At 41.2% G+C, this 17059-nt stretch carries 17 protein-coding genes and 1 riboswitch; of the genes, 5 read left to right on the top strand and 12 right to left on the bottom strand.

All coding sequences use genetic code 11. The features are described from left to right. The first annotated feature begins 11 nt into the window (after positions 1 to 11). Positions 12 to 878 carry an archaetidylserine decarboxylase gene (asd, locus tag H5115_RS06650; RefSeq protein ID WP_004336058.1) on the top strand — a complete coding sequence of 289 codons (867 nt, stop codon included), beginning with the start codon at positions 12 to 14 and terminating at the stop codon, positions 876 to 878. A 644-nt stretch (positions 879 to 1522) separates the two neighbouring features. Here asd and H5115_RS06645 read toward each other — a convergent pair. From H5115_RS06645 to H5115_RS06610, 8 genes are all read right to left on the bottom strand, one after another. Next, positions 1523 to 2272: a HesA/MoeB/ThiF family protein gene (locus H5115_RS06645; protein WP_182754417.1), complete on the bottom strand. Its 750-nt coding sequence runs from the start codon at positions 2270 to 2272 to the stop codon at positions 1523 to 1525. Positions 2273 to 2307: 35 nt separating this feature from the next. Beyond that, a complete protein-coding gene (thiE, locus tag H5115_RS06640; RefSeq protein ID WP_182754414.1) occupies positions 2308 to 3843 on the bottom strand; it encodes a thiamine phosphate synthase in 1536 nt (511 codons plus the stop codon). Between the two features lie 10 nt (positions 3844 to 3853). Continuing rightward, positions 3854 to 4645, bottom strand: coding sequence for a thiazole synthase (locus tag H5115_RS06635; RefSeq protein ID WP_182754411.1), 792 nt, complete (start codon positions 4643 to 4645; stop codon positions 3854 to 3856). A gap of 5 nt (positions 4646 to 4650) precedes the next feature. Further along, positions 4651 to 4845: a sulfur carrier protein ThiS gene (thiS, locus tag H5115_RS06630; RefSeq protein WP_182673251.1), complete on the bottom strand. Its 195-nt coding sequence runs from the start codon at positions 4843 to 4845 to the stop codon at positions 4651 to 4653. 7 nt (positions 4846 to 4852) lie between these two features. Then, entirely contained in the window at positions 4853 to 5854 is a 1002-nt protein-coding gene (locus H5115_RS06625) for an FAD-dependent oxidoreductase (RefSeq protein ID WP_149602118.1), read from the bottom strand. Between the two features lie 106 nt (positions 5855 to 5960). After that, positions 5961 to 7913, bottom strand: a complete 1953-nt coding sequence (thiC, locus tag H5115_RS06620; protein ID WP_008135783.1) for a phosphomethylpyrimidine synthase ThiC — start codon at positions 7911 to 7913, stop codon at positions 5961 to 5963. A 143-nt stretch (positions 7914 to 8056) separates the two neighbouring features. Continuing rightward, a riboswitch (TPP riboswitch) is annotated at positions 8057 to 8171 on the bottom strand. Positions 8172 to 8278: 107 nt separating this feature from the next. Next, entirely contained in the window at positions 8279 to 8677 is a 399-nt protein-coding gene (locus H5115_RS06615; RefSeq protein WP_032826923.1) for an META domain-containing protein, read from the bottom strand. A 126-nt stretch (positions 8678 to 8803) separates the two neighbouring features. Then, positions 8804 to 9202: a thioesterase family protein gene (locus H5115_RS06610; protein ID WP_182754408.1), complete on the bottom strand. Its 399-nt coding sequence runs from the start codon at positions 9200 to 9202 to the stop codon at positions 8804 to 8806. A gap of 84 nt (positions 9203 to 9286) precedes the next feature. On the opposite strand from H5115_RS06610, the gene H5115_RS06605 reads away from it, so the two are divergent. Continuing rightward, entirely contained in the window at positions 9287 to 11404 is a 2118-nt protein-coding gene (locus tag H5115_RS06605) for a TonB-dependent receptor (protein WP_182754405.1), read from the top strand. A gap of 291 nt (positions 11405 to 11695) precedes the next feature. On the opposite strand, the gene epmA is transcribed toward H5115_RS06605, so the two are convergent. After that, complete coding sequence (epmA, locus tag H5115_RS06600; protein WP_182754402.1) at positions 11696 to 12670, bottom strand: elongation factor P--(R)-beta-lysine ligase; 975 nt, start codon at positions 12668 to 12670, stop codon at positions 11696 to 11698. A 56-nt stretch (positions 12671 to 12726) separates the two neighbouring features. Beyond that, complete coding sequence (efp, locus tag H5115_RS06595) at positions 12727 to 13293, bottom strand: elongation factor P (protein WP_024596699.1); 567 nt, start codon at positions 13291 to 13293, stop codon at positions 12727 to 12729. 41 nt (positions 13294 to 13334) lie between these two features. On the opposite strand from efp, the gene epmB reads away from it, so the two are divergent. Next, on the top strand, positions 13335 to 14348 hold the full coding sequence (epmB, locus tag H5115_RS06590) for an EF-P beta-lysylation protein EpmB (protein ID WP_182754530.1): 1014 nt from the start codon (positions 13335 to 13337) through the stop codon (positions 14346 to 14348). Here the strand turns inward: epmB and H5115_RS06585 are convergent. Next, on the bottom strand, positions 14345 to 14554 hold the full coding sequence (locus H5115_RS06585; protein ID WP_182754399.1) for a hypothetical protein: 210 nt from the start codon (positions 14552 to 14554) through the stop codon (positions 14345 to 14347). The two genes, epmB and H5115_RS06585, sit on opposite strands and share 4 nt — an antisense overlap. Positions 14555 to 14625: 71 nt before the next feature. Between H5115_RS06585 and H5115_RS06580 the strand changes: the two genes are divergently transcribed. Next, complete coding sequence (locus H5115_RS06580; RefSeq protein WP_182754396.1) at positions 14626 to 14916, top strand: prephenate dehydrogenase; 291 nt, start codon at positions 14626 to 14628, stop codon at positions 14914 to 14916. Positions 14917 to 14963: 47 nt separating this feature from the next. Here H5115_RS06580 and H5115_RS06575 read toward each other — a convergent pair whose 3' ends face one another. Beyond that, the gene (locus H5115_RS06575) at positions 14964 to 15455 is read right to left on the bottom strand and encodes a DUF3016 domain-containing protein (protein ID WP_182754393.1); all 492 of its coding nucleotides are present in this window, start codon (positions 15453 to 15455) and stop codon (positions 14964 to 14966) included. Positions 15456 to 15731: 276 nt separating this feature from the next. On the opposite strand from H5115_RS06575, the gene galE reads away from it, so the two are divergent. Then, positions 15732 to 16748: a UDP-glucose 4-epimerase GalE gene (gene galE / locus H5115_RS06570; protein WP_002960801.1), complete on the top strand. Its 1017-nt coding sequence runs from the start codon at positions 15732 to 15734 to the stop codon at positions 16746 to 16748. Positions 16749 to 17059 lie beyond the last annotated feature (311 nt).

Here is a 17059-nt window from a genome sequence, read left to right as displayed (position 1 = left end):
GGATAAATACTGTGAGTTTAGACAAATTTAAAATCGCAATGCAGTACGCAATGCCAAAACATTTTATTTCACGCGTAGTGGGTAAATTAGCCGCAGCTAAAGCAGGCGCTTTAACAACGACTTTAATTAAACTATTTATTAAGCAATATAAAGTAGATATGAGCGAAGCCCAATACCCAGATCCGGCTCACTATAAAAGCTTTAATGAATTTTTTACTCGCCCTTTAAAAGACGGCATGCGCCCAATGGTAGAAGATAGCAATATCATCATTCATCCAGTGGATGGCGCAATCAGCCAGCTAGGCGATATTGTTGACGGACAGCTAATACAAGCTAAAGGTCACGATTACAGCTTACAAGCGCTACTAGGCGGCTCACAAGATGATACAACACCATTTTTAGGCGGTAAGTTTGCCACTATTTATTTAGCACCTAAAGATTACCACCGTATTCATATGCCAATTGATGGCACACTAAGCAAAATGATTTACGTGCCAGGTGATTTATTTTCAGTAAACCCACTTACCGCGCAAAACGTGCCTAACTTGTTTGCGCGTAATGAACGAGTAGTAGCAATTTTTGAAACTGAAATTGGTCCGCTTGCTATGGTACTTGTTGGCGCAACAATTGTAGCCAGCATAGAAACTATTTGGGCAGGTACTGTCACGCCACCAGCAGGTAGCGATGTATTTAGTTGGAAATACCCAACCACTGGCGATAACGCCATCACGCTTAAAAAGGGTGAAGAAATGGGTCGCTTTAAGTTAGGCTCTACTGTGGTACTAGCATGGGGTGCTGATAAAGCTGAAATACTGGATGACCAACTACCAGAAGTGGTTACTCGCTTAGGTACTGCGTTTGCAAAAATTAACGACTAAATCAATCGTTAATTAGAAATCAAAAAACCGCGTTATTTAAACGCGGTTTTTTTATTTTTGTAGGTGTGAAGCCTGCTTACACGAAAAGCGCCGCTTTTAATATTTATAACTAATACTTTACTTACTTATTGGCTTCTCTAAAGTGCAGCGCCCTCTTAGCCTCTTTGTGAATAAATCACTTAAAATCTTATTGCACAAAGAGAAGCAAAAGAGGAGTAAATGAGAAGATATTAAACATAGTAATTATTTATTTTTACTTCTCTAAAGCGAAGCGCCCTCTTAACCTCTTTGTGAATAAATTACTTAAAATCTTATTGCACAAAGAGAAGTAAAAGAGGAGTAAATGAGAAGACATAAAACATAGTAATTATGTATTTTACTTCTCTAAAGCGCAGCGCCCTCTTAACCTCTTTGTGAATAAATCACTTAAGATCTTATTGCACTAAGAGAAGCAAAAGAGATGTAAATGAGAAGACATCTGGTATAGAAATTACGAGCTTTGCTCGTCACGCCAGCAAGCTGTGCGTATACAAGTTTGGTGTAAGAATTTTGATGTACTGTAGGCGTGAAGCTTGCTCACGCGAAAAGCGCAGCTTTTAATTCTTTAACGCTACATTTAATAACAGGCACAAGCCCCTCAAAAACTATTTACCACACTCTTTACACTCTGAATCTTTAATCACTTTGAAATGCTGCTGCTTTAAAGTAAGCGCATCAAAGGTTATAAACACACTTCCCTCTGAATGCCCCAGTAATAAGTTGAGCGTAAGTTGCGCCTGCATAGAGCCTATTACACCAAGTAACGGGCTAATAACCCCTGCGTTACTGCAATTGATAACTGGTGTAGCTTCGCCCTGTGGAAAAACGCAGCCATAACATGGGCTATCACTTTGCCTAAAATCAAAGCCCATTAACTGCCCTTTGGTTGCGAGTGCAGCACCCGAAATTAACGGTGTTTTATTAGCAATACAATAACGATTAACACTATAGCGAGTGCTAAAGTTATCAGAGCAATCAAGTACTATGTCAGCATCTTTTAGCATGTTAGCTGCGTTACTCTCATCTAGCTTTTGGCAATGCGTTACAATGTTTATTTGATTATTAAGACTCGCTAATACTTTACCCGCTGCAGCGACCTTGTTTTGTCCTAAGTGATTTATTTTATAAAGCACTTGGCGCTGTAAGTTTGAAAGCTCAACCTCATCATCGTCAATTAAAATAAGCGTTCCAACACCCGCAGCGGCTAAATATAAAAGTGCGGGGCTACCTAAACCACCAGCCCCCACAACTGCAACCGTTGAGGATTTAAGTGTTAATTGCCCTTCAAGCCCAACTTCTTCAAGCAATAAATGGCGGCTGTAACGCAGGGTTTCTTTATCGCTTAGCTCATTCACGTTTACCGGCCTTGTTAGTATTACCCTTGTTAGTTTTAATTGGCAATGCTTATGGCCACTTGCAGAGCGCTTATAGCCTCTACGTAATTATCAGCTTCGGTAATCGCACGCACTACAGCAACACTGCCTACGCCAGTTTTCGCTACCTGCTCAGCACGGCTTAAATCAATCCCGCCTATTGCTATTGTTGGGTAGCTTTGCATCAGTGGTACAAACTTAATCAGCTTTTCAAGGCCTTGTATTTGACCTGTCATATCTTTTGTTGTGGTTGGGTAAATAGCGCCAAATGCCATATAACTAGGGCGATAATTATGCGCACGCAACATTTCATAAAAACCATGAGTAGAAAGCCCAAGCCTTAACCCTGCGTCTTTAATTGCCGCTAAATTAGCAATGTCTAAATCCTCTTGCCCTAAATGCACGCCATATGCACCGTGCTTAATAGCTAACTGCCAGTAGTCGTTTATAAATACCTGTGCGTTGTATTGCTTGCCCAGCTCAACAGCTTGCTTAATGAGCCCATCAAGCTCGTCTTGCGTTTTATTTTTAACGCGTAACTGCGCTGTTTTAATGCCTTGTTGTAAGCACTTTTCTAACCAATCTATACTATCTACAACTGCATACAAGCCAAGCGATTTACTTTCACAAGGTGCAAAATCAGCAGCCATATTAAAATCAAGCGGCACATCAAAATCTAGTTCATCACCCAGCCAGCTCCCCGGCTCAATCACTTGTGGGTAGTCAGCTAAATTAGTGGGGAACGATGTATGAGCAACCGGTCCAATCCCTTCGCCATAACGTACCGACTGTTTTAGCCCTTGGTTTATATATGCCTTAGCTAAAATAAAGGCATCTTTTAATGGATAGTCTTTAGCTAAACATGCAGCAATTACCGAAGCCATGCTACATCCGGTGCCGTGGTTATGCGGGGTTTGTATTTTTTGATTGCCTAACCAGTATTCTTCACCACTTTGCGTATTACTATCAATACAATAATCAATGCAGTAGCCACTTGGGTAATCCCAATGTCCGCCTTTAACAACAACGGCTTTTGCACCCCAGCTTAATAGCTTATTAGCCGCTTCTTTTATTGCAGCCGGGCCAATTAAATACACACCTGTTAATAACTGTGTTTCGTGGGTGTTTGGGGTTATTACATCCACCAGCGGCAGTAAACATTCTTTTATTGCACTTACTGTGTCCTCTTCTGTTAGTAAGTCACCGCTTGAGGCAATCGCAACAGGGTCATATACAATAACGGGAGGCACAGGCCACTTAGCTTTATAGTGACTTATATGTTCGCTGATCAACTGAATTTGCTGCACATTGGCAAGCATGCCAATTTTTATCACTTTGGCTTTCATGTCTTTTTCAAGCGCAAGTAACTGCGATTCAATAATATCGGTAGACACTGCATTAATAGCCTCTACACCTAAACTATTTTGCGCAGTAAGCGCCGTAATTACCGTGCAGCCATGCACACCAAAACTTTGCATTGCTTTTATATCTGCTTGAATACCGGCACCGCCGCCAGAATCAGATCCGGCAATTGTCCACACTACGTTATTCATATTCTTTCCTTCACTGCTGATGCCAAAATGGCATACCCATTGTTGGGGTTGATGGGGCTGCAACGTCTTTTTCAGGCATTGCTTTTGCTTGATATGCAAAGCGCCCTGCTTCAACTGCGGCTTTAAATGCGCGGCTCATAGTAATTGGGCAGCCCGCCCCTGCAATGGCTGAATTTAATAATACCGCATCATACCCCATTTCGAGTGCTTGGCAGGCATGCGATGGCAAACCTAAACCGGCATCTACTATTAATGTGGTATCGGGTAAACGCTCTCGAATAGTTTTTAAATTATAACTATTTAACAAGCCTTTACCGGTGCCTATTGGCGCCCCCCACGGCATAAGCACCTCACACCCTAGCTCATTTAAGCGCTGGCAAAGTACTAAGTCATCGGTGCAATAAGGCAATACTTTAAAGCCATCATTAATTAATATTTTTGTGGCTTCAAGTAGCGCAAAAGGGTCAGGCTGTAAATTGTAATCATCGCCAATCAGCTCTAGCTTAATCCAATCGGTGGCAAATACCTCTCGGCACATTTTTGCAAGGGTTGTCGCTTCTTTAACACTATGGCACCCTGCGGTATTAGGCAGTATTTTTAAGCCTGTATTTTTTATTAACTGCCAAAAGTCATCACCGGCTGCTGCACTTTGTTGGCGCCTAAGCGACACGGTTACAATTTCAGCGCCAGAGGCGACTATCGATTGGGTCATAATGTCGGGCGACGGATAAAGCGCAGAGCCTATTAATAAACGGCTATTTACTTGCTCACCATAAATAGTTAAACAGTCTTTAGTTTGCATGAGCTTTATCCGCCTTGAATGGGTGACAGCAACTCAACACTGTCGCCTTTATTAAGTACATAGTTACTGTGCCGACTTTGTGGAATAAATTCGCCATTAACAGCCACAGCAAAAGGCGCAACCGCACCAAAACTTTGAAGTACCTCAACGAGCGCTTTGCTATTAACATTAAGTAGCTCGCCATTAATTGTAATGTTCATTTTATTCTCACTCTATTCGTGAAACTACTTGCGCCACTAATGCCGGTGCCAGCATATAACCATGACGATATAAGCCGTTAATGCTAATTACATTGCCAACTTGTGATACTTCTGGGCGGTTATCGCTAAATGCAGGGCGTAATCCGGTTTGAATATTAAGTAGTCGTGCTTCGGCAAATCCGCTGTGTACGGTATAAGCCGCTGAAAGTAACTCAAGAGTTGATCGCACTGTTGCGGCGCCGCTATCTTGCGATTCTATTTCGGTCGCACCAATTACATATTCATGATTCGGTTTAGGCGCTATATAAATTGGGTAACGCGGATGCATTAAACGCACAGGTCGCGTTAAATTTACTTCAGGTGCATATAGCCTTGCGACTTCACCGCGCACACCTCTAAGCGGTTTATCGCTTTTAGCACCAAGCCCACGACAATCTATAATGTAGTCAAATGGTCGATTATTTATTTCACCGTTTTTAATGGTTACGCGCTGGTTAAACACACACTTAACTTTGCGCTTGTTGAGCATGGTAAAACTTGCTTTATAAAAGGCTTGGTTATCTATTTGCCCCTCGCAGGGTAAAAATAGACCTTGGTTAAACCGATTAGCAAGCTCTGGCTCTAACTGCGCTATTTGCTGAGCATTCAATGCCTGAGCGCTGTGCCCTGCTATGGGCTTTATTCTCTGGGTAAAGCTTTGTAAATCGCCTTTATCTTGCTGATGCGCAACAACCAATGTGCCTTGCTGCTGAAAAAACACATCCCCCTCAAGTTCACTCACTATTTCTGGCCAGCGCTTCATTGAATCAAGCCCCATTAAAGCTAAATCAGCCTCGCATAACACCGACTCAGCCAGCGGTGCCAGCATGGCTGCTGCCACTTTACCGGCGCTATTTGGGGTTTGCTCATCGTCTGCTTCAAACACCGTTACATGATGCAACTTACTTAGCTCAAGGGCAGCTAAGCGCCCTGCTAAACCAAAACCCACCACAGCAATGTTATAAAACATAAAACCTCCAAAAGCAGTTATTAGTAGGTGCGAACTCACTCGCACTTCTTCAATGTTTAAAGAAGCGAGGTATAAAACCTCACCTACATCTGCATCTAACTTCTTGCTATACCGCTTTGTGGTAAATTTCTGAGCCTGTTTGCTTAAACTGGGCAGATTTAGCTTTCATTTCGGCTTCTACATCAATCATTTTTATTTCAATAGCCTCGCCAGCGTCATTTGGATCAATACCGCGTGTTTCTAAATCTTTAGCGTAATCGCGTACTTCTTGGCTAATTTTCATAGAGCAAAATTTAGGGCCACACATAGAACAAAAGTGAGCCACTTTGCCTGACTCTTGCGGAAGGGTTTCGTCGTGATATTCGCGAGCACGCTCTGGATCTAAACCAATATTAAATTGATCATGCCATCTAAACTCAAAACGTGCTTTTGATAGCGCGTTATCGCGCTCTTGCGCGCCTGGGTGCCCCTTTGCTAAATCGGCGGCATGTGCAGCTATTTTGTAGGTAATTAAGCCTTCTTTAACATCTTCTTTATTTGGCAGACCTAAATGCTCTTTAGGTGTTACATAACAAAGCATTGCACAGCCGTACCATGCTATTTGAGCTGCCCCAATACCTGAGGTGATATGATCGTACCCTGGTGCAATATCGGTCGTTAGCGGGCCTAAAGTATAAAAAGGCGCTTCGTCGCAATGCTTTAATTGCTCATCCATATTGGCTTTAATCATGTGCATTGGCACATGCCCTGGGCCTTCAATAAATACTTGTACGTCGTGCTTCCACGCAATTTTAGTCAGTTCACCTAATGTGCGCAGCTCACTAAACTGCGCTTCATCGTTGGCATCAGCTATAGAACCTGGGCGAAGGCCATCACCGAGTGAAAAACACACATCGTATTGTTTTAAAATTTCACAAATGTCTTCAAAGTGCGTGTATAAAAAGTTTTCTTTGTGATGCGCTAAACACCACTTAGCCATAATTGAGCCACCGCGCGACACAATACCGGTTACACGTTTAGCCGTCATTGGTACGTAGCGAAGCAGTACACCGGCATGAATAGTAAAGTAATCAACGCCCTGCTCAGCTTGCTCTATAAGCGTATCGCGGAAAATCTCCCACGTTAAATCCTCAGCCACACCGTTTACTTTTTCAAGCGCTTGATAAATCGGTACTGTGCCAATAGGTACAGGCGAGTTACGTACAACCCATTCGCGCGTTTCGTGAATGTAACGCCCCGTTGATAAGTCCATCACGGTGTCTGCGCCCCAGCGGGTAGACCACACCATTTTTTCTACTTCTTCTTCAATAGATGAGCTAACCGATGAATTACCAATATTGGCATTAACTTTTACTAAAAAGTTACGACCTACAATCATAGGCTCTGTTTCTGGATGGTTTATATTATTTGGTAAAATAGCGCGACCGCGGGCTATTTCGTCGCGTACAAACTCTGGGGTAATAAATTCAGGAATACTCGCACCAAACGACTCGCCTTTATGCTGCGCGGCAAGTAATTCTTTACGAATTTCTGCACGCCCCATATTTTCGCGAACAGCTACGTATTCCATTTCAGGGGTAATAATCCCTTGGCGTGCGTAGTGCATTTGCGTTACGTTTTTACCAGCGACACCACGGCGAATTTTTGGAAGGTGATCAAAGCGAATATGATCCAACCCTTCATCTGCCATGCGCTGCTGCGAAAACTGCGACGTCACTGATTCTAAAATTTCAGTGTCACCACGGTTTTCAATCCATTGTTCACGAAATTTTGGTAAGCCTTTGCGCACGTCTAGTTCAAAATTAGGATCGGTATACGGGCCCGACGTATCGTAAACACGTAGCGGATCGTTTGACTCATAAACAGGGTTTTCATCTGTGCCGCCAATAAACGTATCACTTAACGTGATTTCACGCATACCAACGCGCACGCCTGGTTGAGTACCTTCAACGTATACTTTATGAGAATTTGGGAACGGTTGACCCGTTAAGTTATAAATATATTCAGACGCGGCAGCACGAGTTTCTCGGCGTGACGCTTTATTTGTAGTATTTGACATGACTTGCCTCATTGCTTAAGGGTTGTCTTGTCAGATATTCCGAGGAATAGAGAAAGATCGTAAAGTAGCGTACATGCTACTTTGCAGCCTAAAATAAACAAAATCACTTTATTGTGCGCATAAAAAAAGACGCACAAGCGTCCCATTTTAGGCAGCTTGTTCCCTACGCAGGTATTAACCTGATCAGGTTCACGGATCCCGCTTTCGCGATCTCAGCCAAAAACTAATTACTTAGCTTTGGCACTCCGACAAGTATTGATATATAAATTTTGTTCGTCGATTCGAAGATATTATTCAACAAATCTGCGCTGAGTGTACGTCAGTTAAAAACTGCCCGCAAGGGGCTGTTTTTCAAAAACTTAAAATTATTTAGGGATAAACACAAATGTTTGCTCGCCTTGCATGACTAATTGCTGGTCTTGCATTTTAAGCTCTGCACCTTGCTTTAAGGCTTGTAATAACTGCTGCTCAAACTCATCAAGCTCTTCGCCGCACGACTTGCGCGTCATTCCTAATTTACTTACGGTAAGGTTACTTTCTTCAAGCGAGCCCTCACCAAAAAATTTGTTACAGCCAGCAAAACCGTTTACTTGCAGCGCTTCAATAAAGCTCATTGATGCATTAAACGAAGGTGGAATTGCTAAACCATCAACACGTGATAATTGCCATTGGGTGTATTTAAGCTGCTCACTGGTAACCGTCCCTGTTGATGCGCAACCAACACATAAACCGACTATAAGCATCGGTATTGCTGCTAATTTCATGTTACTACTAACTAATTGTCTAATTAATGTAATAGTAACAATATTTATGCCCTTTATCCGTTAAAAATGCATGTTTTAAATGTAAATTTTTGTTCTATGATAGTTTAAAAGTTGTCCGATTAAGTACTAAGTAGTAGTTTTGAATACGCTATCTATTTGCTCTGGTAAAAATGGCCTACCTTTTTCATTAACAGATGTCCCTATAACCAGCGCATTGAGCATTACTTTTTCATCGCTTTTACGTATAACTGTTTGCTTAAAGGCAAATTTTAAACGGCTGATACGCTGCGGCTCTACAGCTACATAAAATTCATCACCTGGTAATAGTGAATGTTTATAGTCCATTTCGCTGCGCATCACGACTAGGTTAATTTTATCTTTTGCTAACTGAGCAAAATCAATACCGTGTGCGTACAAGAACTCATGTCGAGCATGCTCTAAATAATTAAAATAGACGCTGTTGTTTACAATACCTTGTAAGTCACATTCGTAATCACGTACCTTGAAGTCAACTTTAAAGGTCATATTAGTAATCCTGATTATTTAACGTATAATTGCCGCGTTTATAGCACATGTGTTTAAATAATTGCTACCATACGAGTCCCTAAAATGGAGTTAAGTAACCCAATGAACTTACGTTTGTCTTTAATTACTGCCGCACTTTTACCGCTGCTTGGTGCACCAATTGCAGCTAACGCTGATGATAGCGACCTAGAAAGAATTGTTGTAACTGGCGATTTTCAGCGCGAAAGCATTCAAACTCTAAGCGCGAGTGCGAGCTTATTTAGCGAAGATGAAATTAATCAACGTGGTGCAAGTTACTTAGACGAAATGTTAGGCAGTACCGCCAATGTAAATTTTGCATCTGGTGCGTCGCGCGGTCGTTATATTCAAATTCGTGGCGTGGGACTTCGCTCACAATTTGTAGACCCTATTAATCCATCTGTAGGCTTAGTTATTGATGGTATTAACTATTCTGGCCTTGGTGGCAGTTCATTATTATTTGATATAGACCAAGTAGAAATTTATCGTGGCCCACAAGGTACACGCTTTGGCGCAGACGGCATGGCCGGTATGATCCAAATGGGTTCAGCTAAAGCCACAAGCGATCCAAGCTTAAAATTACAACTAGGTGCTGGCACATACAACACCCGCGAAGCAGGTATTGCAGCAAGCACAGGCTTAACAGATGACACTAGCGCACGCGTTAGCTACTTTCGTAGAAAGTCAGATGGTTACGTAGATAACTTGTACTTAAATGACGAAACACAAAATCAAGACGAGCAAGTAGCGCGTTTTAAATTAAACAGCCGGCTTACAAAGCATTTAAATACTGAGCTAAACCTGCACTATATTGATATAAACAACGGATATGATGCGTTTACGCTTGATAACAGCCGCAATAGCGTTGCCGATGAACCAGGACAAGATAATCAACAAAGCTACGCAATAGGCGTTAATAATACTTACACGGGTTTTGACGCTTTTGATGTAAATTTAAACCTGTCGGCTATTGATACCGAATTACTTTACAGCTTTGATGAAGACTGGGTATGTAACGATACAAGTGAGCCAAAGTTATGTGCTGCTGGCTTACATCCAGATGGATACAGCTCAACTGATTTATACAGCCGCGATCGCGACGATCAGTCTGTAGATTTACAGTTTAATTCTAAAACGGGTAACTGGGTTGCGGGTATTTATTACCAAAACCGTGACGTTGATTTAGAGCGCCAATACACATGGTTAGCAAGCCCGTTTTCTTCAACTTACGAAACGAGTAACGTTGCAGTATATGGTCAAGTAGCGACTCCAATTGGCCCTAAAACAACATTAATTACAGGTTTACGTGTAGAGCAATACCAAGGCGACTACACCGATAGCAATGGCTTTATACAAGACACCGACGACGTAATGGTTGGCGGTAAAATAGCACTTGAATATCAAGTGATTGATCGCACTATGATCTACACCAGCATTACGCGTGGCTACAAAGCTGGCGGTATTAACTCAGAAGCGCTTGCTAAAGCCAAAGATGAAGGCTTAAACCTAAGCGCTGATTTTTTCCAGCAACACACCAGTTTCGACCCTGAATATTTATGGAGTGGCGAATTTGGTGTTAAAGGTTCATCACTTGATGACAAATTTACGCTTCGCTTAGCTGCATTTTACATGCACCGCGACGATATTCAGTTAAAAGCATGGCAAGTAGAAGGTCAGCAATTTACCGGTTATGTTGATAACGCAAGTTCTGGTAGCAACTACGGACTTGAAGTTGAAGGTAGTTACCAACTAACTGATAATCTATTTTTAACAGGTAGTGCTGGTTACTTAAACACTGAAATTGACGACTTTGTAACACAATCAGGCTTAAATCAAGACGGTCGCGAACAAGCACAGTCACCTAAATACCAGTATGCGTTTACTGCACGTTACAACTTTACTAACGCATTTTACGGCATGGTTGGTATTGAAGGTAAGGACGATTACTACTTCTCAGATAGTCACAATTCACAAGCACCAAGCAGCAACTTAGTTAACTTAAGCTTTGGCTACGAAGCAGACATGTGGGCAGTTCGCGCGTGGGCTCGTAACGTGTTTGACGAGACAGTCCCTACACGTGGTTTTGAGTTTGGTAACGATCCACAAGATGGTTACTCAACGCATACCTACACACAATTAGGTGAGCCTCGTGTTGCAGGTGTTACGTTTACACTTAATCTGTAAAGCACAGCCGTTGGCTTTCAAATGAAAGCTACAGCAAGCAAATAAAAACACCGCGTTTAATTTAAACGCGGTGTTTTTATTTGTAGGTGAGGTTTTATACCTCGCTTTTTTATAAAGTTAAATTACATGAGCGCGAAATAAATTCGCACCTACAGGTTTGGCGTATGTTGTTGGGGTTGATGTTTATTTGTAGGTGAGGTTTTATACCTCGCTTTTTTATAAAGTTAAATTACATGAGCGCGAAATAAATTCGCACCTACAAATATTCCACCTACGCCTACAAGCTAAGCATTACGCTCTTTGCACATCAAACGCGATTACGTCTTTAATTTTTTCTTTATTTGTTGCGAGCATTACAAGCCTATCTATACCCAAAGCCACCCCTGCGCACTGTGGTAATCCATGCTCCAGCGCTTTAATTAAACGCGTATCCATTGGCACTTGCTTTAAACCGTTTTCAGCGCGATATGCGTTATCTTCATTAAAACGTTTAGCTTGCTCGCTGGCATTTGTGAGTTCGTTAAAGCCGTTAGCCAATTCCATATTTTTGTAATAAAGCTCAAAGCGCCCTGCTACGCGTGCATCATGTTCACAAATTTGTGCAAGTGCCGCTTGAGAAGCTGGAAAGTGATACACAAAACATGGCTTATCTTGTCCTATTGTGGGCTCCACTTTCATACAAAATAATAATTGCAGTAAGGTATCTTTATGCGTTTCATTTTGGGCTATATCAGCAAATCCATGCTCACACGCTAGTTGCTTTAATTGCTCTATGTTCGTTGTTAGCGGATCGAGCCCAAGTGCTTGTTCAAACGCTTGCTGATAAGTAAGCCTTGTTGCCGGCTCAACATCTAAAACAAGCCGCATTAGTTCATCCATTTCATCCATAAGTGCAAACTCATCAAAGCCTGGGCGATACCATTCAAGCATTGTAAATTCAGGATTATGATGACTACCTGCTTCTTCATTTCTAAATGCTTTACAAAGCTGAAAAATAGCGCCTGAGCCTGCTGCTAACAAGCGCTTCATAGCAAACTCTGGAGATGTTTGTAAAAAAAGAGGAAGCCCACCTGCGTGCCCTGGACCTACAAATGTGGTGTTAAAACTGGCCAAATGCACATCGGTTACACTGGCACTGCTTAAGCTCGGCGTTTCTACTTCCATTACATCACGTGCATAAAAAAACTCACGAATGCTACGTAATATCGCTGCACGTTGTTTTAGTGTTTCAATGCTTGCGCTTGGGGCCCAAAGATCTGCTGACATATTTTCTCCAAAAAAAATCCCAGCTTAAGCTGGGATTTTATAAACAATGTTAAAGCTTACTTAACACGGCTTACGTATTCACCGTTACGAGTGTCTACTTTAATTACTTCGCCAATTTGTACGAATAATGGAACTCGTACTACAGCGCCTGTGCTAAGCGTTGCTGGTTTACCACCAGTACCCGCTGTATCACCCTTAAGGCCAGGATCTGTTTCAGTGATCTCAAGCTCAACAAAGTTAGGTGGTGTAACAGCAATAGGGCTGCCGTTCCATAATGTAATTGTACATAAATCATTTTCAACTAACCATTTAACTGCATCGCCTAGTGCTTTTTCGTCAGCAGCAATTTGCTCAAATGTTTCGTTGTTCATGAAATGCCAAAATTCGCCGTCTGTGTATAGATACGCTAAATCGGTATCCATTACATCAGCACCTTCAACTGATTCACCCGATTTAAAGGTTTTTTCAAGCACCTTACCAGAGATAAGTTTACGGATACGAACACGGTTGAACGCCTGGCCTTTACCAGGTTTTACCATTTCATTTTCTAAGATACTGCAAGGCTCGCCGTCCATCATAATTTTTAGGCCGCCCTTGAACTCGTTGGTGCTATAATTCGCCATCGTTTCCTCTATTTATATTTTTTCGAGTAATCTACATGCCAATGATACAAAGAAATGAAGCAAATTTGCATAAAAACTGGCAAAAAGAATTAGCAAATGTAGTTACCTGCCCAAAAACCTTGCTTGAAATGGTCGGTTTATCGAGCCAAGTCCATGAAAACGACCTAAAAGCCCGTAGTTTATTTCCGGTACGCGTGCCTATCCCTTTTATAAAAAAAATACGCAAAGGCGATCCAAACGATCCTCTTTTATTGCAAGTCATGCCACGCCATCAAGAATTTTTAACTAAGTCGGGTTTTAATAAAGATCCCCTACTTGAGCAAGACAACTCCCAACCTGGGCTTTTACATAAGTATAAATCGCGTGTTTTAGTAATGTTTAAAACCGGCTGTGCAGTCAATTGTCGTTACTGCTTTAGAAGGCATTTTCCGTATCAAGAAAACCAACTTAATAAAAAAAGCCTGCTTGAAACACTAAGCTACATAAAATCTGATGCCAATATAAACGAAGTGATTTTAAGTGGTGGCGATCCGCTGATGGCCAAAGACGATGCAATAAGTTGGTTTTTAGATGAGCTTGAGCAATTACCACAAATTAAACGAATGCGAATTCATAGTCGTTTACCAGTAGTTATACCCACGCGGGTTACCGATGAGTTATGTGAGCGATTAGCAAAATCGCCATTAAAAATTATTTTTATTAATCACATAAACCACGCCAACGAAATAGACGCTGACTTTAAAGCTGCTATGCAAAAGCTTAAACAAGCAAACGTAACGCTTTTAAATCAAGCTGTAATTTTAAAAGATGTGAACGATACGCTCGATGCGCAAATAAATTTAAGCGAAGCGTTATTTGACGCAGACGTATTGCCGTATTATTTGTATTTGCTAGATAAAGTTGAAGGGGCCAGCCACTTTGATATTAATGAAGCGCAAGCAATTGAAATAATGGCAGAGCTATTAAAAGCTCTGCCTGGATTTTTAGTGCCTAAATTAGTGAGAGAAATAGGTGGTCAAAAAAGCAAAACACCTATCGATCTTAAGCTAATTTAAACATATACATTTACGTTGTTACCTAATGATGCAGTTACCGACTTAGCCGGTGTTTGTGCACTTGACGATTGTGCAGCACCTTCAATAAGTGCAAGTGCTGCTGCGCCATCTGCTAGTTGCTGCTTTTTAGATAAAGCAGCGCTATAAAGCTCACTGCCTTGGCCTGAGCCAGAAACAGCGGGTAAACTTGTGCCTGATATATTCATATAACAAACCTGACTTTTAAATGTAATCCAAGTATTATGTCGGCCATGCAGTACAAAGCTTTAGGAAAACCATGGATTCAATTATTGAACAACTCAATACTAATTTAAAAATTGTTTATCGTCAGGCGCTTGATGCCGACAAAAAACTCGATGAACTACAACAGCAAGGCCATGGCAAATTTAAAGCCTTATTTGCACAAGATGCTGGTTTTAGCTTTGAAGCTAAACGCTTTAAGCCGTATGTTCTTGACGTAGCCGCTGACGTTGAAAGCTTATCTAACGATGGTTTTGATGAAGAAAAACTTAAAACAACCGTTATTAAGTTACAACAAATACTGACGCTGTTATCTACTTTTAAGTAAAGCTTAAAAATAAAAATGCCGCTATTTAGCGGCATTTTTATTTTAAGTTAATCTAAACTTGGTAATATTTGCTCACCAAACCACTGCGTTAATAAGCGTTTTTCGTAATATAGTGATTCGTCGCGGCCCATTTTAATTTTATCCATAAAGCCCATATCTTTGAGCTCCACATCAGTATCTTTACTAAGCACTGTACCGTCGTTATCGGTTAACGAATAATTAAGCTTAATGCGTGGAAAGTATATTGGTTTTACTACACGAATTTCCTCCATACCACCATAACGCACATCTCCCGCTAAATCTAAATCAGTAAACTCTACGTTTAACTTATAATCTTTTGGTAGTTGCTCAGCTAATTTAGACATATGTTTTTCAAAACTTGCCGCAATACTTTTGTGATACGAGCCCTTAGCTTGGTTAGACGCTCGCACATCACGATAATCATTAAAGTCATTCCATTTAACAACAGACTCACCAGCATGGGCAAGCGCAGGTAATGCGATACACATTGTTGTTGCTATTTTTTTAACTAAATTCATATCTTTCTCCAAAGAGGTAACCAATCACAAAAGTGTGGATTGGAGTAAACCTAGCATTAGTTATTACTAGAGCTATTTTAGCACTTGTTTATTAACTATAACTTAATCTTACGAATCAAGTGTTACTTGTTTCGCACAAAATGTAATCAAAAGTATTTAATGTTCTGATATCAAAAAAATACGATTAAAATAATATAAATTACAGATAAAACATGTAAATCACCTCTATTTATGGTGAAATTAACTTAATTGATAAAAGGTACCCACGGAGCTTTCATGACTATTTTAGTAACCGGTGGCGCAGGCTATATTGGCTCGCACACTGTTTTAGAACTTTTACAGCAAGGTAACGATGTTGTTGTTATTGATAATTTAAGTAACTCATCACAAGAATCACTTGCGCGCGTAAAAAATATAACAGGTAAAGAAGCCACTTTTTACCAAGGCGATATTCTCGATAAACCCTTTTTAGATTCTGTATTTGCAAAGCACACGGTTGATAGTGTTATACATTTTGCGGGTTTAAAATCAGTGGGCGAGTCGGTTGCAAAGCCAGTTGAGTACTATCAAAACAACGTTCAAGGTACGCTTACGCTTGTTGATGCGATGCGCGATGCGGGTGTATTTAAATTGGTATTTAGCTCGTCAGCCACGGTTTACGGCGACCCAGCAAGCTTACCAATCAAAGAAGATTTCCCTGTAGGCGGCACTACTAACCCTTACGGCACATCTAAGTTAATGGTTGAAATGATGCTACAAGATATCGCTAAATCAGATGAGCGCTTTGCGTTTGCTATTTTGCGTTACTTTAACCCAGTGGGTGCACATGAGTCGGGCTTAATTGGTGAAGATCCTAATGGTATTCCAAACAATCTTTTACCGTTTATCGCACAAGTAGCGGTAGGTAAATTAAAGCAACTCGCTGTATTTGGTGATGACTACGACACAGTTGATGGCACTGGTGTGCGCGACTATATACATGTTGTAGATTTAGCGATTGGCCATTTAAAAGCGCTTGATAAAATTGCCAGCAGTACGGGTGCATTAGTTTATAACCTAGGTACTGGTAATGGTTACTCTGTACTACAAATGGTTAATGCATTTATTAAAGCAAGCGATCAGGCTGTACCCTATCAGGTTTCACCTCGCCGCCCTGGTGATATTGCAGCATGTTATGCAGCGCCAGAAAAAGCACTTAATGAACTTGGCTGGGAAGCAGTGCGCGGTATTGATGAAATGATGCAAGATACCTGGCGCTGGCAGTCAAATAACCCTAACGGTTATAAGGGTTAAGCAAAAACGGCAAGTGAGAAAACATAGTAATTATGTAGTTTTGCTTCTCTAAAGCGCAGCGACCTCTTAGCCTCTTTGTGAATAAATCACTTAAAACCTTATTGCACAAAGAGAAGAAAAAGAGGAATAAATGAGAAGAAACCAAAACCTAGAAATTACGAGCTTCGCGCGTCGCGCCAGCAAGCTGCGCGTCTTGTATCTCTCATTGATAAATGATTAGCTATCATTTATCACATCGAAGTCAGTGAGCTTGCCTGTGCGTCTAGTATTTCATACTGCTCCGTAGATAAAGCCCTGGCTTTCTATTCTCA

It is taken from the genome of Pseudoalteromonas sp. SR44-2 (assembly GCF_014163745.1).
Classification (GTDB): domain Bacteria; phylum Pseudomonadota; class Gammaproteobacteria; order Enterobacterales; family Alteromonadaceae; genus Pseudoalteromonas; species Pseudoalteromonas distincta.
The sequence above is the reverse complement of the archived record's forward strand: the minus strand, read 5'-3'. Positions and strand labels throughout refer to the sequence as shown.